Annotated in this window: 18 protein-coding genes; 8 read left to right on the top strand and 10 right to left on the bottom strand. The window is 44.1% G+C overall.

Going from position 1 to position 23693, the window contains the following annotated elements; translation table 11 throughout:
* The first annotated feature begins 38 nt into the window (after positions 1–38).
* The gene (locus tag NQ564_RS14185; RefSeq protein WP_008146262.1) at positions 39–2057 is read left to right on the top strand and encodes a type 1 glutamine amidotransferase family protein; all 2019 of its coding nucleotides are present in this window, start codon (positions 39–41) and stop codon (positions 2055–2057) included.
* Between the two features lie 107 nt (positions 2058–2164).
* Here the strand turns inward: NQ564_RS14185 and NQ564_RS14180 are convergent, their stop codons facing one another.
* The 8 genes from NQ564_RS14180 to rsmA all read right to left on the bottom strand — a co-directional run bounded on the left by NQ564_RS14180 (position 2165) and on the right by rsmA (position 8428).
* Entirely contained in the window at positions 2165–2941 is a 777-nt protein-coding gene (locus NQ564_RS14180; protein ID WP_008146260.1) for a UDP-2,3-diacylglucosamine diphosphatase, read from the bottom strand.
* Between the two features lie 4 nt (positions 2942–2945).
* Positions 2946–3263: an SUF system Fe-S cluster assembly protein gene (locus NQ564_RS14175; RefSeq protein ID WP_008146258.1), complete on the bottom strand. Its 318-nt coding sequence runs from the start codon at positions 3261–3263 to the stop codon at positions 2946–2948.
* Positions 3264–3417: 154 nt separating this feature from the next.
* The gene (gene radC, locus NQ564_RS14170) at positions 3418–4098 is read right to left on the bottom strand and encodes a RadC family protein (protein WP_008156512.1); all 681 of its coding nucleotides are present in this window, start codon (positions 4096–4098) and stop codon (positions 3418–3420) included.
* 85 nt (positions 4099–4183) lie between these two features.
* Entirely contained in the window at positions 4184–4747 is a 564-nt protein-coding gene (gene efp, locus NQ564_RS14165; protein WP_005634477.1) for an elongation factor P, read from the bottom strand.
* Between the two features lie 346 nt (positions 4748–5093).
* A complete protein-coding gene (locus NQ564_RS14160) occupies positions 5094–5792 on the bottom strand; it encodes an LrgB family protein (protein ID WP_008146252.1) in 699 nt (232 codons plus the stop codon).
* The gene (locus NQ564_RS14155) at positions 5785–6135 is read right to left on the bottom strand and encodes a CidA/LrgA family protein (RefSeq protein ID WP_008146251.1); all 351 of its coding nucleotides are present in this window, start codon (positions 6133–6135) and stop codon (positions 5785–5787) included. The genes NQ564_RS14160 and NQ564_RS14155 overlap by 8 nt, the downstream gene beginning before the upstream one ends.
* 78 nt (positions 6136–6213) lie before the next feature.
* Positions 6214–7563: a magnesium transporter gene (mgtE, locus tag NQ564_RS14150; RefSeq protein ID WP_008146249.1), complete on the bottom strand. Its 1350-nt coding sequence runs from the start codon at positions 7561–7563 to the stop codon at positions 6214–6216.
* A gap of 79 nt (positions 7564–7642) precedes the next feature.
* A complete protein-coding gene (gene rsmA / locus NQ564_RS14145; RefSeq protein ID WP_036607887.1) occupies positions 7643–8428 on the bottom strand; it encodes a 16S rRNA (adenine(1518)-N(6)/adenine(1519)-N(6))-dimethyltransferase RsmA in 786 nt (261 codons plus the stop codon).
* Positions 8429–8524: 96 nt separating this feature from the next.
* Here rsmA and NQ564_RS14140 point away from each other — a divergent pair, with 96 nt between their 5' ends.
* Together NQ564_RS14140 and NQ564_RS14135 are read left to right on the top strand one after the other, a co-directional pair.
* A complete protein-coding gene (locus NQ564_RS14140) occupies positions 8525–9520 on the top strand; it encodes a lysylphosphatidylglycerol synthase transmembrane domain-containing protein (protein ID WP_008146245.1) in 996 nt (331 codons plus the stop codon).
* 88 nt (positions 9521–9608) lie between these two features.
* Positions 9609–11063: an aminoacyl-histidine dipeptidase gene (locus NQ564_RS14135; protein WP_008146243.1), complete on the top strand. Its 1455-nt coding sequence runs from the start codon at positions 9609–9611 to the stop codon at positions 11061–11063.
* A 293-nt stretch (positions 11064–11356) separates the two neighbouring features.
* On the opposite strand, the gene NQ564_RS14130 is transcribed toward NQ564_RS14135, so the two are convergent.
* On the bottom strand, positions 11357–12352 hold the full coding sequence (locus NQ564_RS14130; protein ID WP_227963163.1) for an IS110 family RNA-guided transposase: 996 nt from the start codon (positions 12350–12352) through the stop codon (positions 11357–11359).
* A gap of 1188 nt (positions 12353–13540) precedes the next feature.
* On the opposite strand from NQ564_RS14130, the gene NQ564_RS14125 reads away from it, so the two are divergent.
* From NQ564_RS14125 to porU, 5 genes are all read left to right on the top strand, one after another.
* Complete coding sequence (locus NQ564_RS14125) at positions 13541–16906, top strand: DUF6383 domain-containing protein (protein WP_008146241.1); 3366 nt, start codon at positions 13541–13543, stop codon at positions 16904–16906.
* A gap of 359 nt (positions 16907–17265) precedes the next feature.
* The gene (locus NQ564_RS14120) at positions 17266–17463 is read left to right on the top strand and encodes a hypothetical protein (protein WP_008146240.1); all 198 of its coding nucleotides are present in this window, start codon (positions 17266–17268) and stop codon (positions 17461–17463) included.
* Positions 17464–17768: 305 nt separating this feature from the next.
* On the top strand, positions 17769–18419 hold the full coding sequence (locus tag NQ564_RS14115; protein ID WP_008146238.1) for a redox-sensing transcriptional repressor Rex: 651 nt from the start codon (positions 17769–17771) through the stop codon (positions 18417–18419).
* Positions 18420–18422: 3 nt separating this feature from the next.
* A complete protein-coding gene (locus NQ564_RS14110) occupies positions 18423–19037 on the top strand; it encodes a fumarylacetoacetate hydrolase family protein (protein WP_008146236.1) in 615 nt (204 codons plus the stop codon).
* Between the two features lie 16 nt (positions 19038–19053).
* Entirely contained in the window at positions 19054–22419 is a 3366-nt protein-coding gene (porU, locus tag NQ564_RS14105) for a type IX secretion system sortase PorU (RefSeq protein ID WP_008146234.1), read from the top strand.
* On the opposite strand, the gene NQ564_RS14100 is transcribed toward porU, so the two are convergent.
* Positions 22408–23688, bottom strand: coding sequence for a DUF6080 domain-containing protein (locus NQ564_RS14100; protein ID WP_008146232.1), 1281 nt, complete (start codon positions 23686–23688; stop codon positions 22408–22410). The genes porU and NQ564_RS14100 overlap by 12 nt on opposite strands.
* Positions 23689–23693 lie beyond the last annotated feature (5 nt).

Here is a 23693-nt window from a genome sequence, read left to right as displayed (position 1 = left end):
TAATCAATTGGTTAACCATTTTAATTCAGTATCATACCATGAAATGTTGTAAGTTTTTAATTCTTTTATTCCTCTCGGCACTGTTGCTGCCGGAATATGTAAAAGGACAGCAGTCAATCTCTGTCGATGATTATCCGCTCATAGGGGCACAGGTCTTTATCGAACCCGGCCAGACGGAAGAAGAAACCGAAGGATGGTTTCGGACGATGCGTGACAACGGCATGTCGGTTTGCCGCATTCGTATGTTCGAGTCGTATATGCGTAAGCCGGGAGGTTGGGACTTTTCTCTTTTCGACCGTGCTTTCCGTTTGGCGGAGAAGTATGATATCAAGATTATCGGGACTTTCTTCCCACTAACGGAAAAGACGGATATCGGTGGGTGGAAATTCCCTGAAAGCCGCGTACAACTGAATTCGTTTGCCGAATATATCAAGCAAATGACCACTCACTTCAAACAGTTCAAGTCTTTGTATGCCTGGGTGCTGATTAACGAACCGGGAGGCGGTCTGAAAGATAACGAATTTTCACGCCAGATGCGCAAGGAATGGAACAGGCAGTATCCGCAGCCGGAATATCTGGAAAATGGCTATCCGGTATTGGTCGATTTGCAGGATAAGCGCTTTATGAACTATATGACTACTTGGATGTTGAACTGGATCGCATCCGAAGTGCGCAAGCATGATAAGAATATCCACTTACATGTAAACAACCATGCTATTTTTTCTAATATCGCCGAGTATAATTTCCCGGAATGGCGCCGTTTCTTGAATAGCTTGGGCGGATCGGCACATGCAAGTTGGCATTTTACCCTTTTTCCGCGTGAAGAATACAGCCTGGCCATGTCGGCTGATTGCGAGCTGTTGTTGTCCGGTGCAGGAAACTTGCCCTGGTTCATGACGGAACTGCAAGGTGGTAATAATACCTATAGCGGTGGCCGTGCCATGTGTCCGACAAAGGAGGAGATCACGCAATGGCTCTGGATCGTCATGGGGACAGAGGGAAAAGGCGGTATCTTCTGGTCGCTTAATCCGCGTGCTTCGGGTATCGAGTCGGGTGAATGGGCGTTGCTTGATTTCCAGCATCAGCCTACCGATCGTGTCACTGCGGTAGCAGAGGTTGGTAATTGCCTGAAGCGACATAAACCGCTTTTCTCGGAGGCAAAGAAACTTGATCCAGGAATCAGCATTGTCTATATCCGTGAATCTCTTTGGACGGAAACAGTCGTGTCGCAAGGTACGCCTGCTGCTCAGGATGGTCGTGCCATGTGTATGACAAATATGTTAGGATATTTCAAAGCTTTGTCGGAAAGAGGTATTACCCCCAACCTGAAAGCCTTTGAGGAATATGATTTCAGCTGTCCGGATTATACGGGACAGACGATTATCCTGGCTCATCAGATTGCAGTCCCTCTTTCCTATGTTCCATTATTGGAGTCTTTTGTCCGCAAAGGAGGCAAACTGATTGTGGATGGAATGACGGGTTTCTATGATGGGGACGTACACAACCAGATGTTGACAGGTTTCTCTCTGAAAAATCTTTTCGGGGGCTGTGTATCCGAATTTAAACGAATTGATACTCCCTGTCTGTACCGCTTGAAGGGCTATGAACAGCCTGTGCCGGGATACGGCTGGAAAGGTCTGATCCGTCCCGATAAAGGTGCTGAAACGCTCAGTAGGGGAGGAGAACTGTCATTAGCTTCCCGTTTTGCCTTTGGAAAAGGAGAGGTGGTCTGGGTTCCGGGACTGTTGGGTAGCGGTGCTTGGCAAGGAGATGGTGCTCCGCTTGCCGGGTGGGTTTGCCGGGAATGCAATACTGATCGTTTGCCTTATTCTTTCCAAACCTATCATAGAGACGTCCTTATGAAGCTTTCGGAAACGAAAGAGGCCTATATGGCTGTCGTTGTAAACAAGTCGGGTACACTACAAACTATTGCTTTGAAGACGGATGGGAAAAAGCGTCCAGCGGAAGTTCTCTTTGCCGATAAGGGAGGTGTTGTAAATGGTGATATTCTGACTGTTCATCCGGAGGAGACATTGGTGGTCTGCTGGAAAAAATAATATTGGGATGTCTCTGCCGGTTTGATTCCTGTCCTGCGAAATATAGCTCCCTTCCCATAAAAAATGGCTCCTGTGCCGGATTGTGTGCGTTCGGTTTCGCTGGGTAGTTACTCCGTCTCGAACTGCTCCATATACAGGGTTTCCCCGTCCCAGACGATATAGGAGAAGTATTGCATCCAGTCACCCGCAATCAACAGCCGCGCAGAACGCGAAAGCATCAGGTCGAGCATGATATGGCGGTGCCCGAAGATAAAGAAGTTGATATCCGGGTGCGTCTTGAGGTATTCTTTTGCAAAGAGAACCATATATTCGTGGTCTTCACCCTGGTATTCGGCAGCTTCCCTTGTCTTATGTTTTTTTAGTCCGCTTTTGCGACTACTGAGCGACCAGCCGAGAGCGAAGCCGAATGTCCAGCGGGGATGGATACCTGCATACAGCCATTGGCAGAAACGATTGCGGAAAAGGGTGCGGAGGAAACGGAATGCTCGGCTTCGATAGTCTACCTCGTCGCCATGCCCAAGGAAGAACCGTTTGCCTAAAAGGTCTATGGTAAGCACATCCCGGTGGATGACCGCACCTATCTCTTTTGTCAGGTAGTCGAACATCCAGATGTCGTGATTGCCGATAAAGATATGGATTTCCACCCCGTTGTCGGATAGTTCCGCCAACTTGCCGAGGAAACGGACGAATCCTTTCGGTACGACGTATTTATATTCATACCAATAGTCGAACATATCCCCTAAGAAATAAATCGCCATTACCTCGTTTTTGATGCTGTCCAGCCAGCGTACCAGTCTCTTTTCAATGGCAAGCGGGTCTTTATGGAAACGGGCGCCCAAATGGGCGTCCGATGCAAAATATATTTTCTTTCGAAGGGAATCCATGTCTCTATAAAAAACCTAATTCAAGTTTGGCTTCTTCGGACATCATGTCCTTATCCCATTCAGGCTCGAACACGAGGTTTACTTCCACATTGTTCACGCCGTCGACAGACTCTATTTTCATCCGGACATCTTCCAGAATGAAATCGGCGGCAGGACAGTTGGGCGCGGTGAGGGTCATGTCGATGCGGACGTTCTTCTCATCGTCCACCTCTATATTATAGATCAGTCCAAGATCGTAGACGTTCACCGGGATTTCCGGGTCGTATACGGTTTTAAGCATGGCGACAATAGCTTCTTCTGTTTGGAGGAATTCGTTGTTCATATTTCTTTAATTTGAATGCAAACGTACGAATTAATTGACAATTGACAATTGACAATTGACAATTAATAACAGGAAAGGATGAGTTCTGTTCTGTAACCAATAGCTTTGCGATGGCTAATGCATAGGGTTATCCTTCGTAAAGCATAGCTTTATCTTATAGGGTTCCCTCGTCCGAATAGCTGTAGTAACTGCCATCTGTCAGAACAATATGATCTAGTAATTGCATGTCGAGCAAGCGGGCGGCATCGCGCAGGTGTTGTGTCAGATGGTCGTCTTGCTGGCTGGGGCGGATGTTTCCCGAAGGATGGTTATGGCAAAGTATAATGCCTGTTGCAAGGGCGTTGATCGCAGCTTTCAGGATGATACGCAGGTCTGCAGAGGTCTCGCTTGTCCCGCCCTGACTGATTTTGACTTTTTCGATGACAAAAGAAGAACGGTTTGTCAGTGCGATCCATAGCTCTTCGTGAGGAAGATCGCAGAGCAAGGGATGAAAGAGGCGGTAGGCGTCGTCACTCGTACGGAGGGCAGGCCGCTGGATGGGGGTGCTGTTGCCACGCCGTTTCCCAAGTTCGAGAGCTGCATTGATAGTGATCGCTTTCGCTTCTCCTATACCTCTGAATTTGATAATCAAATCTTTGATGGAAAGTTTGGCTAAGGCATTCAGGTTGTTGTCGACGGAACTTAATATGCGTTGCGATAGTTGGACAGCGGTTTCCTGGCTGTTGCCGGAGCCGATCAGGATGGCCAGTAATTCGGCATCGCTAAGGGATGCAATACCTTTCAATAACATTTTCTCGCGTGGGCGGTCTTCTTCTGCCCATTCTTTTATTTTCATAGAAAGAGAGTTTTGGATGATTTTAGATTTATGATTTATCTTGTCAACGTATAAATCATAAATCATAAATCTAAAATCATAAATTTTACCGGATACGTCCTACATAAGAGCCGTCCTGTGTATTGATTTCGATGATCTCACCTTCTTCAATGAACAACGGAACGCGTACTTCGGCACCTGATTCTACTGTTGCAGGTTTCAAAGTGTTGGTTGCTGTGTCACCTTTGATACCCGGCTCCGTATAAGTTACTTTCAACTGTACTTTTACAGGCATATCTGCGAACAGGACAGTTTCTGTTGAAGCATCTGAAACAACTTCTACAATCTGGCCTTCGATCATGAAGTCCACACCGTTGATCAGGTTTTTGTCGATGATGATATCGTCAAAAGTTTCCTGATTCATGAAGTGATAGTGTTCACCTTCCTGATATGTATATTGGTACGGGCGACGTTCTACGCGTACGTCTTCCAGCTTTTCACCGATATTGAAACGACGTTCGATCTGACCGCCTTTGACAACGTCTTTCAGGGTTGTACGCATAATCGTATTACCTTTTCCCGGTTTTACGTGAAGAAAATCGACGCAGAAATAGAGTTTACCGTCCAGACGGATACATGTTCCTTTCTTGATGTCCTGTGAATTAATCATACTAATGTGCTTTATATTATATTGTTAATTTATCTCGTGATGGATTTCGGGTGCAAAAGTAGTGTTTTCCTCTTAAAGTAACAATAAACTTCTGCATTTTTATTTGGAAATAGGTTGCAAATCAGTTTGATAAGCAGAGGATATACAACGGCAAAATACGGGGGTGTCGAAACTGTCCTATGAGGGTGTGTCAAATTGATATTACCGGACGCAGACAACGCAGACGAGCTCAGACTGACGCAGATATTTTAATTATCAGCAAAATAAATCTGCGTCATCCGCGTCCGGTAATATCAATTTGACACACCCCCACAAGGGGATTTTGACACACTCTCTGACTGGGAAGCTAAAAGAGCGAAATAATAAAGCTGATAACCGGAACGAGGATAGCCGTCATGATCCCCATCAAGCCGATGGCAAGTCCGCTCAAAGCCCCTTCCACCGCACCGATCTGGATGGCAACGGAAGTGCCTACCCCGTGCGAAGAGGCACCCAACGCCAATCCTTTGGCTATACGGCTTTCAATGCCTAAGATTTTCATCACGAACGGTCCGACAATGCTACCGAAGATTCCGACTGCTACAACGATGACGGCTGTCAGGGAAGGAATGCCGCCGGATTTTTCAGCAATGCCCATTGCGATCGGTGTTGTGACCGACTTCGGCTCGAGCGTGGCGACTAACGCGGCATCTGCTCCCATCAGTTCGCCGATCGCTATAACGCTGACAATCCCGACAATTGCTCCGACAAAGACGGACGTCAGGATCGAAATCACATTTCCTTTCAGGTATTGGATCTGCTCATACAGTACATATCCTAACGCCACGACCGACGGCCCCAACAGGAAATGGATGAGGTGACTGCCTTTCTGAAACGATTCGTATTCGATATCCATCGCTTTCAGAACAACTATAATGACTAATATGGAGGTGATAAGAGGATGCAGCAGACTGATATGTGTCTTTCTGTACAAAGCCAAAGAAGCCAGATAAGTGCCGATTACCAAAGTCAGCGAAAATACTTCCGATTGTGCCAGGTTATTCATTACTCTCCGTCTCCTTTCCTAATTTTTGCTGGATGAGTGCCACGCTGGCAATTACGAGTAGGGTACTGACAACGGAGGCTGTTACGATCACTACCCAATACTGGGAGATGATGCCGAGCGAGTTCATCAATCCCACACCCGCAGGTAGGAAAAACAATCCCATGTTTTCGGTCAGAAGCGTGGAGAGCTTCTTCACTTTGTTAGGTTTGACTATCTTGAATGCCAGCGCCAGGAATAACAACACCATTCCAATTACGCTACCCGGGATAAACCCGTCGATAAAATAACTGATAAACTCTCCTGTAAAATAGAAGAAGAGGATGTAAAATGCTTCTATTAGCATATTCTTACTGTCTTTTAGATAACCGCTGCAAAGATAACATCTTCGCAAGAAATATGTTCTACAACATATAATATTTAACTATCCGGCCAGTGCAGACGTAATGAACATGTAAATCATCATACCGATAATGTCGTTTGTAATCGTGATAAACGGCCCGGTGGCCAAAGCGGGATCGATCTTTAGTTTATCGAGTGTCATGGGGACCAATGTTCCAAAGATACTGGCGAACATCACGACTGCAAACAGGCTTAAGGAAACCGAAGCGGTGATGCCTCTGTCGCCTAACATAAAAAAATTATAGATAAATACGACTAAACTGATGATGCTGGCATTGATCAGCGAAACGACAGACTCTTTCAATATCTGAGGCAGAATGTTCCCTTCCTTCAAACTGTTGTTGGCCAAGCCTTGTACTACGATGGCGGAAGACTGGATACCGACATTTCCGCCTGTCCCCCCAATCAGCGGGATAAACAGTGCCATCTTGGGGTTGACGGCGAAATTTCCTTCGAAATTACCTAAGATCAGGGAGTTCCCGATACCGCCTATCATGCCGATCAGGAGCCAGGGAAGGCGGGCGGCTGTTTGGGTGAAGACGTTATCCGAAGTTTCCACATCCTGCGAGATACCGGATGCCAATTGGTAATCACGTTCGTGCTGTTCGCGTACTTCGTCCATGACGTCGTCGATGGTGATACGTCCGACAAGACGCCCGATACTGTCGATAACCGGCAGGGCGACCAGGTCATACTTCTCGATTGTCTCGGTCACCTCTTCGATACTGTCGCTGTCGCGGACGGAGATCGGGTCTTTCTTCATCACATGCTTGATCTTCGAGACGGAAGGATTGGTGATCAACTTCTGCAAGGGGAGGACTCCACGTAGGCGCTCGTCGTCGTCGACTACATAGACGTAATAGATTTCATCCATGTCTTCGGCTTGCTTGCGCATTTCGTCGATACATTTGGGCATACTCCAATTTTCGTTCACCACGATCATTTCGGTCCCCATCAAACCACCGGCGGTGTCTTCGTCGTATTTCAGCAGGTCGACGATATCACCCGCCTGCTCTACGTCTTCGATGTGCGAAAGAATTTCTTCCTGGGTATCTTCGTCCAACTCACGCATCAGATCAACCGCGTCGTCGGTCTCCATATTGTCCACGAAGCGTTTGGCAATCAGTTCGTTCGGGAGTTCCTTCAGCAACTTGTGACGGTCTTCTTCGTCCAGCTCCATCAAGACATCCGCTGCCTTTTCGCCATCCATCAGCAGATAGAGGTAGATCGCCTCTTGAAGATTTAGCTCCTGGTACAGTTCGGCTATGTCCGCCGGATATAGTTCGTCCAGTATCTCCTTGATCTTTGCGTCATCCTTCTCTGTGATGATGTCTTTCAGATTGTCTATATAATCTTTCGTCAGTTCAATCATTTTGGGAGAATTTATAATTTATGATTTATGATTTATGAAACAATACAAGCTCCATAAGTCATAAATCATAAATCTGAAATCATAAATCGTTTAAGTTCCGCTCTGTTATCAGTGTCAGTTCCACAAACTGTTCTACGGATAACTGTTCCGGTCGTTTGTCGAAAATCGGGAGCGGATAATCGGGACAATCCTTTCCTAATAGCGGTTTCATGGAGTTACGCAATGTCTTGCGGCGTTGGTTGAACGAGGTTTTGACAACCGTCTTGAAAAGCTTCTCGTCGCATCCCAATGATTTCCGGTTATTACGTACCATCCGTATCACCGCGCTCTTGACCTTTGGAGGTGGATCGAATACTTTTTCGCTGACCGTAAACAGATATTCCACTTCATACCATGCTTGCAGCAGTACGCTCAGGATACCGTATGTCTTGCTGCCTGGACCGGCGGCAAGGCGCTCGGCCACCTCTTTCTGTATCATGCCTGAACAACAGGGAATATGTTCCTTGTAGTCGAGCACTTTGAAAAATATCTGGCTGGATATGTTATAAGGATAATTACCGATCACGCAAAACTGGTCCGGAAACAGCTTGCTAAGATCCAGACGTAGAAAGTCTTCGGCCAGAATCTTGCCTTCCAAGGCAGGGAAGTTCTGTTCCAGGTAATCGACCGATTCCATATCCAGTTCCACTACTGTCAGATCATGCCCTTTTTCCAGTAAGAATTGGGTGAGGACGCCCATACCAGGGCCGATTTCCAATACAGGCAACTGCTTGTAATCGGACAATGTATCTGCAATACGCTCAGCTATTTGCAGATCTTTCAGGAAATGTTGTCCTAATGCTTTCTTTGGCTTAACTAATCTCATCCACTTCTTTGGTGTAATGTGTTCGTATTTAAATATAATGCTTATCTTTGCAGGCGTACAAAAATACAACAAATAATTTAAAGTCATCTACGCATAATGGATTTTAAAGCAATTCTACGCACGTTTCTCAAGATAATTCTCCCGCTTGCTTTCGGTTGTTTACTTCTCTGGTATCTGTACAGTAAGATGGATATCGGCGAGATCTGGAATGTGATTCGTAAGGGGGTTCGCTATGAGATCATTCTTTTTTCCCTTCTGTTCGGTTTGGGAGCCAATATTATCCGGGGATTGCGTTGGGGGTTGCTGATCCGTTCATTAGGTGATAAGGTGAAGACCGGCAACGTGATTTATGCCGTGCTGGGGAATTATGCCGTGAACCTTGTGTTGCCTCGTGTCGGGGAGGTCTGGCGTTGCGGGATGATAACCAAATATGACAAAATACCATTTACCCGCCTATTGGGGACACTGCTCGTCGACCGTGTGAGCGATACCATCATGGTCGGACTGATCACAATGTCCATCATTATCTTCAATTTTGATTTCTTCCGCAGCTTCTTTGCGAAGAACCCGGCGTTGCTGGATGGCTTCCAGTCTATGTTCAACTCGATATGGATTTACGTGGCCGGCGTAATTTTTATTGCCGGAATTTGGTTTATATTCACATATATGAGTAACTTTACGCTGGTCAAGAAAGCAAAGTCGATGTTGCAGAACGTCTGGGACGGAATGAAGAGCATCTGGCTGATGAAGCGTAAAGGTCTTTTCGTGATTCAAACCCTGTTGATCTGGACAGGATATTTCCTGTATTTCTACATCACTTTCTATGCTTTCGATTTTACCCGTGATTTGGGCGTTACGGTCGGTCTGATCGCTTTTACGATGAGTAGTATCGCCGTAGCGGTACCCGTTCAGGGAGGTATTGGCCCGTGGCATTTTATGGTGATCGCCACCTTAATGTGCTTCGGGGTAAAAGAAACCGATGCTGCGGCTTTCGCCCTGGTGGTGCATACGGTGCAAACCGCTTGGCTCGGACTTACGGGGTTGTTCGGTGTGGTGGCGCTTCCCTTTATGAATAAATCAATTGACAATTGACAATTAAATGTCCGGTTGTCCATTCGATATATAACATTATTATTAACCTAATTGTCAATTGACAATTTAAAAAACACCGTTTTTTATTATGTCCGCAGAAATCAAAAATCTTTCTCCGCAGCCAGTCTGGGGTTATTTCTATGACCTTACGCAAATCCCTCGTCCGACCGGACATATGGAGGCTGTAACCCGTTTTATGGTAGCTTTTGGTAAAGGATTGGGATTGGAAACTTTGCAGGACGAAGTGGGAAACGTTTTGATTCGTAAACCGGCTTCTCCGGGAATGGAAGGACACAAAACCGTGACCATGCAGTCTCACCTTGATATGGTTCCGCAAAAGAACTCTTCGGTAAAGCATGATTTTCTAACCGATCCGATCGATGCTTATATAGATGGAGATTGGGTGAAAGCACGCGAAACGACATTGGGTGCTGATAACGGTATGGGTGCTGCTTTTGCTATGGCTGTCCTGGCGGACAAGACATTGACGCACGGTCCTCTGGAAGCCCTTTTTACCATTAACGAAGAAGTGGGAATGGATGGTGCAGTCGGTTTGAAGCCGGGTTTCCTGAAAGGGGAAATCCTGTTAAACTGTGATTCGGAGGAAGAAGGCGAGTTGTTTGTCGGTTGTGCCGGTGGCGCCGATCTGAATGTCTCCATGCAATTTAAGGAAGATACTTATATTCCGGAGGGCGATGTTGCCGTGAAAATCAGCCTGACCGGCTTGAAAGGCGGTCACTCTGGTGTGGATATTCATTTGGGACGTGCGAATGCGAATAAGCTGATGTTCCGTTTCTTGAAAGAGGCCGTACGCGATTATGGGGCTCGTCTGTCATCTATCGACGGAGGTTCGTTGCGCAACGCAATCCCGCGCGAGGCTTTTGCCATCATAACGATCCCGGGCGATAATGTGGAAGCTCTTTGGGAGCTTGTCTCCGATTATCAGGAAATGTACCGCTCCGAATATAAGGGTATTGAACACAATATTAATTTTACGGCCGAAATGACCGATATGCCGGTAACTCTGATTCCGGAAGAGATTCAGGATGATCTGATCAATGCGATAGAAGGTTGCCAGAACGGTGTGATCAGTATGCTGGTCGATTTTCCGGGCACGGTCGAATCGTCTACAAACTTGGCAATCGTCAAGTCCTCGAACGAGATGATCGAGATTCAGATTTTGGTTCGCAGTTCGTCCGAGAGCCGCAAGGAAGCTGTTTGTTCAAGTTTGGAAAGTATTTTCTCTCTAGCCGGGGCGAAAGTGGAATATTCGGATGGTTACGGAGGATGGCAGCCGAATATTGATTCGCCGATCCTGAAAATCATGCAGCAAGCTTATTTGGATTTGTACGGAAAGAAGCCGGAGGCAAAGGTTATGCATGCCGGCTTGGAATGCGGTATCATCCAGGAATCCTATCCCGATATGGACATGATCTCTATCGGCCCGGACTTGCAGCATCCGCATTCTCCTGACGAGCGTGTAAGCATTCCGTCTGTTGCCCGTACATGGGATTTTATTGTTACGACGCTTGCGAGAATCTGATTCGTATATAGTGGGTTATATCAAAAATGGCTGTAGGCTATCGGGCTTACAGCCATTTTTGTTATAACTTCTTTATGTTTTTGGAAGAGGTATCTGTATACCCTGATTTTTTTTGTTTGTCTTTGTAAGGAGGTGAATTCTAAGTCCTCTCCAAACAATATCTCTCAAATCTTACCCAAGTTTACGAACATTAACGTATCCTTGGGTAAGTTCGTATATAGACATAATAACTCTTCAGAAGTGTATAGCTACTTCCTAAACCTAAGATGTTTTCAAAGTTAAGGATCTTTTTATTATACGGCTAATGTTACAAATGGAGTCTGCCTTCGTATCACAGCAAAAGATCTTGCTATGATTTTGGCTCTTACAGCATTGATTACAGATGCTTTATGTTTCCCCTCCGCTATTTTCCTTTTATAATATGCTTCCATCTGCGGATCCCAAGATGTGGCAGTAATAGCTGCTCGGGTAAGGTATACTTTTACTTCTTTGTTAGCCAATGAAGAAGTCTGCGTTTTTCCCCGTATGGAAATACCTGAAGTATGTTCAAATGGGGCAACCCCACAATAGCAGGCAAATTTCCTCGGGTTGTCAAATCTTTGAAAATTGTCAGTAACACACAGTAATACAATGGCATTGATAATTCCTATTCCTTTTATACTTCTTAATAGCAAGTAATTTGTGTAAAGCGATGTACTGGCGGCTATTAGTTGCTCCATATCCTCTTCCACTTCCAGGATCTTTTCTTTTATCGACTTGAGCTGCTCTTCCAAAAAAGAAATGGATTCTGCCACATCAGCCAACTTAGCCATCTGGGAGAATGTTTCCAATAACTTTATGTTTGATACTTTTTGCTTAACCAAATTGTCACGTATAATAATCCATCCCCGCAGTCTCACCAAGTCTTTGTTAGGTAATTTGTATAACTCTAGTTTTCGATAATGTAATACCGCATAGTTCGCTATCCTTTTGGCGTCAATGCGGTCATTTTTGCCTCGTTGCAAGTCTATGGACTTCTTGATGGTCAACGGGCAAACCAAAGCCAGGGGAAATCCCATGGAGACACTGGAAACAGATAACTCTGTGACATAGCTTCCCATGTTTTCAGCACAGAACAAGAGTTTAGATAAAGAGAGATGATAACCTGCTATCCAATCCAATAAAGATTGGATCCCTTCTGGAGTGTTATCAAAAGACTTGTGAGACAACTCTTTTTCGGCCGCAGACATTAATGATGCATCGAAAGTTTTTTTTCCTACATCAAGACCTACAAAATGAGAATAATTCATAATTTTGTATTTTACAGTATTAAACATGAAGGAGAAACAGCTAATACATTTATTAGGTCGTGAGCCTACAATTCTAACTGGCTAGGTTCTCCTATTAAGAGAGTTGCAGTCTGATTCAGCTCATAGTCATTTAAGACTAGTGTCAAAGTTAGTTCACTGCAACTCTTCTTTTCAAATATACACTTATATTTTATTGTGATATTTAATACTGCAAATGTAAATGTGTCAAAACTATCCTGTTCCCGCGCTTGACGCGGGATCGCATTAAAGCCAGTCATATAAACATCTGATTGATAAGGCTTGCTCTTTTGCGGCCCCGCGTCAAGCGCGGGGACAAGGGGATTTTGACACACCCCTTACAAAAAGATAAAGAGTATGAGATTTATGATAGAACAAGCGATATGTAGATGGGTCGTATCTGCTTGGAATCAGCAATGGTTTGTAAGTGAATTTCCAGAAGTTTCAAATCTGAATTATGTTTGAAACTAAAGTTTCAGATAGTCCCTCCCCTTGAAACTTTAGTTTCATGCTGATGGAACAAAAGTTTCCCCGGATGAAACTTTTGTTTCGCGCCTTGGAACTAGTGAAACCTAAGTTTCGGCTACAGGCTTTTCGATTTTGGTCATTGATACCAAAAAGTAGAAGACTGAAACAATGACGACCTGTGCTTTGAGGGAAATAGCTGTCTTGGAAAGGGGGTAAAAAGGGCTGTTTTGGGCGGTTTTCTGCAAAAAGGCGTATTTTGGTACTTTTGCGATTTTCGTAATAGATTGATTGATAGTAATGTGCTGATTTATATAATGTACGCGTAAAGTGGCTTTTTTAGGGGCAAAATAAGTATAAAATCGAATGTAAAATGTTGATTTATAGAATTATATTCGGGGTATGAAAAATGACTAATGAAAACGTACGTTTTTTTTAGTCATTTTTCAGCTACAAAAATACATATACTTTTTGAACCTGCAATTCTTTCCTCAAAGATTTTTCTTTTTCTATATTCTTTCTTATCAATCAGATAGCTTAGTAAGTACGAAAAACCACCTTTTTATCACAAACCATTTAAACCCTCCCCAAAAATGACTAAAAAAAACGTACGTTTTCATTAGTCATTTTATAGGATGATCCCAAGAAGGGACTTATAGAACTGAATTTCATTATATATAGTATTATTAATTAAATTATTAGATTATGAACAAAAAGTTTTCTACTCTTGTAGTGGCTTGTATGGCTTCGGCTGCGTTCTCATCTGCTTTTGCTGCAAATATCACAAATGCGAGCAGAACAGTGACGAAGATCGAAACCGAAAAAGCTTATCAATTAAGTAATGCAGATGGTAGTAAAATCCTCGTTATGGTTCCTCAAGGAGAGGGTTACACTCTGAAATTAAAAACAGCAACTTCTGTCACAGACCTGAACTCTACTTTATGGGAGATTCAGTATTCTTATCCTAACGGTAGTGCTTCCAGCCCTGATTTTACATTTGTAAATAAGGCGACAGGTATACCTTTACAGGTTGATCCGAAAAAAGCAACACTGTTTTCGGAAGGTACAACTTACTCTACATCAAACAGTTCTTATGTAGAAATGTCTGGTTCTGTTTCTACTTGGAAATGGAAGGATTTTGTAGAGACACAAGGTAGTCCTTTCGGAACAAGTGGCTTGGTGTCTCATTTTGCTAAAGACTCTATTGTTGCATTGGTGACGGGTGCTACACCTGCTGCTACTACGAATAACTATGCAAATTCTGAAGATGTTTATTTGGTTAAAGCCCATGCAAATCGTTCTACATGGAATGGTATTCATCTAAGAGTTGCTCCCGCTTATGCAGGTGGTGTTACATTATCTGCAAAAGATTTGAATACCAAATTGGGAACAGATCCGGAAGGTAAATCTTTCAAACTGTCTTCAACTCCGGAGTTGAAGGTGGGTACGAATGGAAATAGTACATTGGGTAATATCTTTACGGATAATACACTGCGTGCATGGGAACCTGCTGCTGCTACAGATGAAGCAAATTCTAAAATTTATGTGGAACAGTCAAATTTCAATAACGGAACAGCTAATACCTTTACAGGTATGTTCCTTCAAGTTATTGATAATGATGCTAAAAAGGATGATCCTTTTAATGATGTTTATTTAATGGCGGATACAGCTTACATCAATGGAATGTATCTAAACAATCAGAACTGCATTAAGTTTACAAAAGATTCTATCAAAAGCGCTGAATGGCAAGGTAACAACTATTTGAATAAAGTTAAGCCGGGGCGTAACAACCATGCTGCGTTGTTCACTTTTGAATATTTTGCTTCTCAAGATAGTATCGCCATCAAGGTTTTTGAATATAACACAAAACAGACAACTGCAGTAACGAAAGATGGTAAGGTTACATTCTGGGGCGGTACACCTGTTACGAATGCAAATACAGTAGTTTTGAATAAACTGACTTCTATTAGCGAAATTACTTTGGGTGACGCAGATATGAGTACACCTAAGCCAGCTAATATTAGATTCACTTTGGGTGAAGGTACAACGAACCGCAAATCCATTAACAATGGTGTTTACGTGATTAAGAACACGAAGGGCCAGTATTTGGCAGTTCCTATCTACAATACGAAGAAAGCAACATCTTGGAATGCTGCTGAATGGGTGACAATTGAGACAGATGCTCAAGATGCTTTGCGTATGCCGGCTTATCAGTGGGTTGCCGTACAGCGTGACACATTATCTTCCGGACTGAAAGAAATTTCTCGCATGGCTCTCACTAACCGTGAGTTCGAAAATGTTGCAAAAGATATCCAGTTGCGTAAGGATGCAGGTGCTACTTATTTCTTCGCTAATGAAATCGCTGGAGGAAAAGATTCTTTGATTATTGAAGCTGTCGCTCCTACTATTATTGCGGACAAAGAATTAGGTTATTTGAACTTAGACGATGCTGAGTTGGACGTTATGACATATAACTTCAATTACTTGCACGCTTATGCAGATGACAAATTCATCGGTATGATGGAAGATTCTGTTTTGAACGTGAAAGACGGTAAGTATGCATTCTACATGGATGAAGAATCTACAGAAGCAAATTATGGTTTCACAACTCCGTATGTAGCCGGTTTGAAACAACTGACACGTGTGATCTACACTCCGTATGTTAAGACTGTCAATGGCAACCGTTATATTGCAATCGATAGTGAAAACCGTTACAGAATGACTTATAATAAAGCTGAAGCTCAGAAGTTCTATCTGAAAGAAAATAACTTCTACAAACCGGCATCTAAAGAAGCTGCACAGCCGTATTATGCATTTATTAATGTAACAGAAACAACTGATTCTACTAAGATGGGTTCTGCCGATCAGGATCTGAGTGTAATTTTGAGAAATCAGGTATTGGAAGAAACTCGTACTTCTGCATTTGCAGTAGTTCCGAACGATGCTCCTCTGTATCGTCGTTTCAATACAGAACTGGAAGGTGCTGTTGAAGGACAGGAAGATGCAACGAAGATCTTGAAGTTCAAAGAATTCTATCGTGGTGAATACCTGATGGACGAAAATAATAAAAAGTTCCAGGATGAAGTTGTTAACTATGCAGGTATCGAACGTGCTGATAAGGCTACTGGCTTATCATTCTATGTAGATACAGTTGTAGTGAAAGGTACAGCAGGTCACGAACAGAAACCGCAGTATTTCATCTATGTTGACAGAGTAGTTGTTGATCCGGTTCCGGGTAAAGAATGTCAGGAAGGTGACAACCATGTTGATGCTAACGGTGATCCGACAGATGCTGCACATTGCGTTCATGCAACTCCTTCTAAAGCTGGTTTCACTGTCGCTAAATATATGGTTAGCTTCGCTGACTCATTGAGTGCAAAGAATGCTGACGAATTATATAAATTCGGTGAATATACTCGCGTTGGTTTCGTGAAAGGTTTGCATATTGGTGACAGCCTGTATATCTTGACAAACGGCTTCGAAAATATGGAAGCAAGCAAGTTGGATACTGCTGCTATTCGTGCTAACTACAAGGCAACAAACAATGAGTTCAATATTATCGACTTGAAAGCAAAACATACAGACGCTCATCATAATTACACTTGGTCATTCCGTTATACAAATCCGGAAGCTGCAGCTGCAGTTGATGAAGATGCTCGTCGTTTCTTGATCGAATCTAATAGAGGAGATGCAGATATTGCTCCGTCTAAGGCAGCATGGTTGAAGAGCCAGAATGGTTGCTTAGTATTGTCTGATGCTGCTACATCTAAGTTTGAAAATGCAAAGACCGGTGGTGACAACGCTCTTATCTTCAATATCGAAGTAGGTTCAGAAAATGATCTGGCAACAGACAACGAAGAAATCGCAACATCAGAAGTAACAGTAATCGCTCAGCAGGGTGCTGTACGTGTTGCTAATGCTGCTGGTAAGAAAGTAGTTGTAACTAACATCTTAGGTCAGACAGTAGCTAACACAGTTATCACTTCAAGCGACGTTACAATCGCTGCTCCTCAGGGTGTAGTTGTAGTAGCTGTTGAAGGTGAAGAAGCTGTTAAGGCTATCGTTAAATAATAATAGAAAATTCATTATCAGGTAGGGATACGAACAATCGTATCTCTGCTCTGAAAAAGAATAAGATTTTATAAATCAAATAATTCTAAATTTTACCGTGCAGCTTTCAAGCTAATTATCCCGTGACGGGTGAACAGGCGGTAATATTAATACTAAAGTAAAAAATTAAAAAAGTTCATCTGCCATTATCTCTGTGAAGAGAAAAGGTAGACACAAAATGAAGCCTCTCCGGTAGCAATATCGGGGAGGCTTTTTTGTTAAAAAGCATTGGCCCTGCATGTTTTAGAGATTAGGATGAACCTGTTTCATTTTTTATTACTACATTTGTTGTATAATAATACACAAAAAGGCTAAGAGTTATGATACAGGCAGTTCCAAATCCTAAGATGACAAAGACGGAAGTTGAAAATTTTCGGCGGGAGTTTCGGCGGATCAAAGATGGCAGATTAACTCCTGAAGAAAAGAAAATGGTTGCTGAAAGAGTGGCCAGAATGAAGAAAACCGCAGAAATATTTATTAGCAACAATGGAGGAAAGAACCCGATACTTGGATATTGAAAATTTATCCATTTGTAAAATAATGGAAGATGATAGCGAGGCGTTGTCATCTTTTTTTGTGGAAGAGCAGAACTTGATGAATTCTTCCATAATGAAATATTAATCTGTGTAAAATATCATTATGTCTCTGCTTATTGTGTGCGAGACACTATAACTTAGACATATTTAATGAGACTAGAAGAATGTACCTCCCGATTCAATTTTATAAAGATTGAAAACGGCTTTATGAAAAGAGCGTATTCCATTTTTCTATTCCCAAAGAAAAAAATTGTACTTTTGTGAGCTACATTAATAAAGATTGAACAATGGCTAACGATGAAATGAAACAAATCTGGAAAGTACCTGAGCCGACTCTTAGGAGGTTGCCGTGGTATCTTGCCTTTTTGAAACTGATGAAAGGAAGAGGAGAGACTTTCGTATCATCTACTCAGATTGCCAAAGAAATTAATGTGGACCCCAGTCAGGTGGCGAAAGACCTCTCCTTTGTGAATATTTCAGGGAAGACACGTGTCGGCTATGAGATCGGTACGCTGGTGGACGTGTTGGAAGATTTCTTGGGTTTTACGGCGCAGCATAAAGCATTCCTGTTCGGTGTCGGTAGCTTGGGAGCCGCCTTGTTACAGGATTCCGGTCTGAAACAATATGGATTGGAGATTGTAGGAGGCTTCGATGTCCGTCGCGAACTTGCCGGAACTGAGATCAACGGAATACCGGTCTACCACATGGATGATTTTCCTGCCAAGCAGAAGGAATACGGAGCGACGATCGGAGTGATTACCGTCCCTGTCGATAAGGCGCAGGAAGTGACCGAACTGATTATCGCCGGAGGGATCAAGGCTTTGTGGAACTTTACCCCGTTCCGTATCCGTGTGCCGGAAGATATCGTGGTGCAAAATACCTCTATGTATGCCCACCTTGCCGTGATGTTCAACCGCTTGAATTCAATCAATCACTGACATATGAAAATAATAGCCGTAGGAATGAATTATGCTGCCCACAATAAAGAGCTGCATCATTCGTTAGAATTATCGGAGCCTACTATCTTTATGAAGTCTGACTCTTCGTTGCTGAAGGACGGCAAACCGTTCTTCATTCCTGATTTCTCTTCGGAGATCCATTACGAAACGGAGATCGTCGTGAAGATAGACCGGCTGGGAAAAAACATTGCCGAACGTTTCGCCCATCGTTACTATAACGAGGTGACGGTAGGGATTGATTTTACAGCTCGCGATTTGCAAAACAAGCTGCGTGCGCAAGGTCTGCCCTGGGAAATCAGCAAGGCGTTCGATAATTCGGCTGTTCTTGGGACATTCGTCCCGCTGGAACGTGTGGGAGATGTGAACCGCCTCCCTTTCCATCTGGATATTAACGGAAAGACCGTCCAGGAGGGAAATACACAGGATATGCTTTTCCCGGTCGACAAGATCATTGCCTATGTGAGCCGTTTCTTTACGTTGAAGATAGGCGATCTGATCTATACCGGAACCCCGGTAGGCGTGGGGCCGGTCAAGATAGACGACCACTTGCAGGGATATATCGGCGAGCAGAAGCTGCTGGATTTCTTTGTGAGATAACACGGAAAAAGAACGTATGAAGAGAATCTTATGTGCCTTGCTGTTTGTATTCGGTCTGCTCGCTTCTGCTTGGGCGGATGGTAGCCGATATGCCTCCGAGTCGGTATTGAGCTCTGGGAAATGGGTGAAGATACAGGTGGCGGAAGATGGTATTTACAAACTGACGGCTACCGATCTGAAGAAGATGGGCTTTTCCAATCTGGACAAAGTCGCTGTCTATGGTTATGGAGGCTGGCCTTTGGATGAAGATTTCTCTACTACTTATATTGATGATGTTCCAGAAGTAGCCGTGTGGAGAAATGCGGACTATCTGCTATTTTATGGGAAGGGACCACGTAAATGGGAATATTCTTCTTCTGATAAGTCTTTTATCCACACCAATAATCCCTATTCCAATTACGGATATTATTTCGTGACCGAGAAAGAAACGGCCGGACGCACGATGGAAAAGGCTGTATCCGCCGATGGAGCCACCCTGCAAGTGACGACTTTCGATGACTATGTCCTGCACGAGGAAGAGTTGGTATCGGTGAACAGTTCCGGGCGTGAACTGTATGGAGAATCGTTTACTTCTACTTTATCTCGTGATTTCACGATATCGGTTCCGGGCATTACGGATGACGAGGGAAAAGCTACCCTGTCTTTTATCTCCCGGGGCAACGGAACGATCACGATGAATGTCGATGGAAATTCTGTAATCTCCGGTTCTGTGTCTGTTCCGTCGGATGAATACGAAGTGGCACGGGAACTGTATCGCGAAAGAGCTTGGACTGCTGATAAAGGTGAGACTGTGAAGGTTAATATAGGATACAGCACGACCGGACATAAGAATGTACACTTGAACTATTTCCGCCTTCAGATGAAGAGGCAATTGAAAGTATATGATCCTTATACATTCTTCCGCAGCCTCTCGGCAAGAGGCAATGCTTCCCGTTTTGTGATTCAGGGAGCCGATGCCGGTACGCTGGTTTTTGATGTGACCGACGGTGTAAATCCGCAACAGATGGAAACGTCTCTGAACGGGACAGAGTTGTCTTTTTCGATTCCTGCTTCCACTTCCTTGAGGGAGTTTGTCGCTGTAAAACCTTCGCAGATCAAAGCTCCCGTGACGGTCGGCGAGGTAACGAATCAGAACCTGCATGCTTTGCCACAGCAAGATATGATCATTATTGCCCAGCCTAATTTCACCACGCAAGCGGAACGTTTGGCGGAAGCGCATCGGACAAAGGATAACCTGACGGTCCGAGTGGTGACGCCAGAATCAATTTATAACGAGTTTTCCAGCGGTACACCGGATGCAACTGCTTATCGCCGTTTTATGAAGATGTTCTACGACCGGCAGACTTCGGAAGCTGATGCTCCTAAATATTTACTACTGTTCGGCGATGGCTCGTTTGACAACCGTAAATTGACTTCCGCCTGGAAATCGGTGGATATGAGCAATATGTTATTGACGTATCAGACGGAAAACTCATTAAGTAGTCAATCGTATGTGATTGATGACTATTTCGGATTTCTGGATGATGCGGATAATAAGAAATCCCTTCAAAATAAAAAGCTATGTCTGGGGATCGGACGTTTTCCTATCAGGACTGTGGAGCAGGCGACTCAGATGGTGGATAAGGTAATCTCTTATATGGAAAATAAAAATACAGGGTCGTGGAAAAACAATCTGTGTTTTATGGCTGATGATGGTAGCAATACGGATGGATTTATGACTGAGCATATGGAGTTTGCTGATCAGCTGGCAGGTTATGTCGAAAGTGAACATCCTGAGTTTTTGGTGAATAAGCTGTATTATGATGCCTATAAAAAAGACATGGCAGCAGGAACTTATCCGGATGTAAGGAGTGGCTTGCAAAAACTTCTAAAAGACGGACTTCTATTGTTTAATTATACCGGACATGGAGGGACAACGGCTTTAAGCGATGAGAAAGTGTTGACACAAACAGATATCAACCAGTTTACTTATACTCATCTGCCGGTATGGGTGACGGCTACCTGCGATTTTACGCGATTCGATGACTTGAATACGTCTGCCGGAGAAGATGTCTTTCTGAATAAAAGCAGTGGAGGCATTGCGCTGTTTACGACTGTCCGTGTCGCTTATTCCAGACCTAATTTCCCGATCAACGACAATGTTATCCGTAATTTGTTTGAAAGAAATAATGGGCGTCGTCGTACGCTGGGAGAAGTGATGCAAGCAACGAAAAATACTTTGTCGTCCGTTTACAAACTTGGTTTCTGTTTGATCGGAGACCCTGCTGTAAAAATGGCTTATCCAGAATTTGGAATGAAAGTGACGACCGTAAATGGACAAGCGGTAGATGAAAATTCAATCTCTTTCAAAGCTTTGGAAAAGATTACTGTCGAAGGAGAGGTGTTGGATGCTTCCGGACAGTTGGTAACTGATTTTACTGGTATAGTAAACCCGACTGTAAAAGATAGCAAGGTGACTGTCACTTGCTTGAAGAACAGCAATAAAGATGACACTCCGGCTTTCACCTTCACCGACTATCCGAATACGATTTTTATAGGGAATGACTCCGTGCGCAACGGAAAGTTCAGCTTTACTTTTACGGTTCCGAAGGATATTTCCTATTCCAATTTGCAAGGGAAAATGAACCTGTATGCCGTTGATACGGAAAATGGTCATGAGGCACAAGGTAATTTCGACAATTTTATTGTCGGAGGAACTTCCGACACGGCGGAAACCGATACGATCGGTCCGGAAATCCGTGCCCTTTACCTGAATGATACGACATTTGTAGATGGCGGTCAGGTGAACACGACTCCCTATTTTGTTGCCGAATTATGGGATAAGAGTGGAGTGAATATCACGGGAAGCAGTGTCGGGCATGACATGATGCTGGTAATAGACGAATCGACTGTCCTGAGTTATAACCTGAACAGTTATTACGAACTGCTTCCGGGCGAAGAGGGGGCTGGTATCGTGAAGTTTCCGATCCCGGCACTTGAGCCGGGCAAACATACAGCGGAGTTCTGGGTATGGGATATCCAGAATAACTCGACCGTGCGGACATTCACCTTCGAGGTGGTTGAGGGATTGAAACCGTTCCTGTTCGATGTGATCGCAACGCCGGGTATCGCCCGCGAGCAGGTGACCTTCCATCTTATGCACAACCGTCCCGAAAGCCGTATGCGGGTGGGTATCATGGTCTATGATCTGGCAGGACGCCAGCTTTGGAAACATGAAGAAAGCGGAACGTCTGGCCTGTTCGAAAACTATACAGTTTCCTGGGATCTGACATGTGGGGGCGCCCGTATGCGCCCCGGTGTCTATATCTACCGGGCAGCCATCAGCACCGATAATTCCAAAGACGCGACAAAAGCAAGGAAGTTCATCATTTTAGGCGAATAGGAAGGAGCGCATGAACTCCATCGTGTTTATCGTTGCAGTCAGAACAAAGAAACCGATAATGATCCAGTCCAGTATCCGGTACATGCGGACCGGCAATCGCGTGTATAGCCAGCCCAGCAGGATCGGGACTGCAAACATCCAATGTCCGCCGAACAAGATCGCTTCGTTCATCCCGTAGCGGATGATAAAGTGGATCACGAAATCGATACTCAGGTACATAAGCAACAGTTGTACATATTTGTTTTTCAGGTTGAGCAAAGCCGAGGCTGTGACTAAGAACAACAGAAACATGATTACGGCATTGTTCCAACTGTGCAGGTATTCGCTGGGCCGTAATACGACCTCTTTTCCGACTAACTGTTGTGTGAGAGGCGTGCTTATGATCGTGTTGCCCCAGAAATCGACCAATGCTTGTTTACCGAATGTCTCGTCATGGATAAAATACTGTCCGAGTTGCCCGGTCGTTTCGATAGGAGACGGACCTTCCGGGTTGAACAATTTCGCTTTGAGGGTATAAAAGCCCATGATGACAGCTACGCAAATGACAAATGGCAACATTACTTTGATCCCCGTCCGTATTTTACGCCAGAACGGTGCTTTATTCAGGAATAGGGCCATTGCCGGTTTGGCAGCGTTGGTGATTGTTATTCCTCCACAGAGGAAAGAGAGGAAGAGAATAGTCCGTCCTTTTATATATCCGGTCAGCTTGTATTCCCTGGAAAGCATTAATAGTGAGAAGACGAGCAGGAAAAAGGAGAACGGATAAGATTCTGTGGTGAATGATAGGACAACGGTTGTGAAGAAGCATCCCGTGAACCCTGTCAGCAATAATGCCCGCCTGGAAGAAATCTGGACAATCTGTTTCAGGTAACGATAAATCAGGACCAGTCCGCCGGTTATCAACAGGTTCATCAGCATCAGGCAAATAATACCGGAAGTTTTCTCTTTGAACAGGGTTGTCAACAGGATTATCAACAAGGTTTTCAACAAATGAAAAATACCGAAGAAGGGATGGCTGATGTCAAACGCTCCTCCGCGCGTGTGGAGATGGAATAGATTGTCATACCCCAAGTAACTTCCTGCTCCCCCGTTGGGCACATCTATCAGTTCCGTATGAAAGAGCATCCGGTACCCGATATACCCGTAAAGAATGAGGAAGAAAAGGAAAAGTCCGGTTTCTATCAGGGTCGGTGGAAATAACGTGCGCTTAGTCTCTCTCCACTCGATCCGGAGAGCGCGAAACAGAATAGACAGGCAGGATGGCATCATATATA

The organism is Parabacteroides johnsonii DSM 18315 (assembly GCF_025151045.1).
Taxonomy (GTDB): Bacteria; Bacteroidota; Bacteroidia; order Bacteroidales; family Tannerellaceae; genus Parabacteroides; species Parabacteroides johnsonii.
The sequence above is the reverse complement of the archived record's forward strand: the minus strand, read 5'-3'. Positions and strand labels throughout refer to the sequence as shown.

Excerpts from the sequence above, each read along its gene's own strand:
- NQ564_RS14185 (WP_008146262.1), top strand. The coding sequence starts at position 39 with ATGAAATGTTGTAAGTTTTTAATTCTTTTATTCCTCTCGGCACTGTTG.
- NQ564_RS14180 (WP_008146260.1), bottom strand. The coding sequence starts at position 2,941 with ATGGATTCCCTTCGAAAGAAAATATATTTTGCATCGGACGCCCATTTG.
- NQ564_RS14175 (WP_008146258.1), bottom strand. The coding sequence starts at position 3,263 with ATGAACAACGAATTCCTCCAAACAGAAGAAGCTATTGTCGCCATGCTT.
- radC (WP_008156512.1), bottom strand. The coding sequence starts at position 4,098 with ATGAAAATAAAAGAATGGGCAGAAGAAGACCGCCCACGCGAGAAAATG.
- efp (WP_005634477.1), bottom strand. The coding sequence starts at position 4,747 with ATGATTAATTCACAGGACATCAAGAAAGGAACATGTATCCGTCTGGAC.
- NQ564_RS14160 (WP_008146252.1), bottom strand. The coding sequence starts at position 5,792 with ATGAATAACCTGGCACAATCGGAAGTATTTTCGCTGACTTTGGTAATC.
- NQ564_RS14155 (WP_008146251.1), bottom strand. The coding sequence starts at position 6,135 with ATGCTAATAGAAGCATTTTACATCCTCTTCTTCTATTTTACAGGAGAG.
- mgtE (WP_008146249.1), bottom strand. The coding sequence starts at position 7,563 with ATGATTGAACTGACGAAAGATTATATAGACAATCTGAAAGACATCATC.
- rsmA (WP_036607887.1), bottom strand. The coding sequence starts at position 8,428 with ATGAGATTAGTTAAGCCAAAGAAAGCATTAGGACAACATTTCCTGAAA.
- NQ564_RS14140 (WP_008146245.1), top strand. The coding sequence starts at position 8,525 with ATGGATTTTAAAGCAATTCTACGCACGTTTCTCAAGATAATTCTCCCG.
- NQ564_RS14135 (WP_008146243.1), top strand. The coding sequence starts at position 9,609 with ATGTCCGCAGAAATCAAAAATCTTTCTCCGCAGCCAGTCTGGGGTTAT.
- NQ564_RS14130 (WP_227963163.1), bottom strand. The coding sequence starts at position 12,352 with ATGAATTATTCTCATTTTGTAGGTCTTGATGTAGGAAAAAAAACTTTC.
- NQ564_RS14125 (WP_008146241.1), top strand. The coding sequence starts at position 13,541 with ATGAACAAAAAGTTTTCTACTCTTGTAGTGGCTTGTATGGCTTCGGCT.
- NQ564_RS14120 (WP_008146240.1), top strand. The coding sequence starts at position 17,266 with ATGATACAGGCAGTTCCAAATCCTAAGATGACAAAGACGGAAGTTGAA.
- NQ564_RS14115 (WP_008146238.1), top strand. The coding sequence starts at position 17,769 with ATGGCTAACGATGAAATGAAACAAATCTGGAAAGTACCTGAGCCGACT.
- NQ564_RS14110 (WP_008146236.1), top strand. The coding sequence starts at position 18,423 with ATGAAAATAATAGCCGTAGGAATGAATTATGCTGCCCACAATAAAGAG.
- porU (WP_008146234.1), top strand. The coding sequence starts at position 19,054 with ATGAAGAGAATCTTATGTGCCTTGCTGTTTGTATTCGGTCTGCTCGCT.
- NQ564_RS14100 (WP_008146232.1), bottom strand. The coding sequence starts at position 23,688 with ATGATGCCATCCTGCCTGTCTATTCTGTTTCGCGCTCTCCGGATCGAG.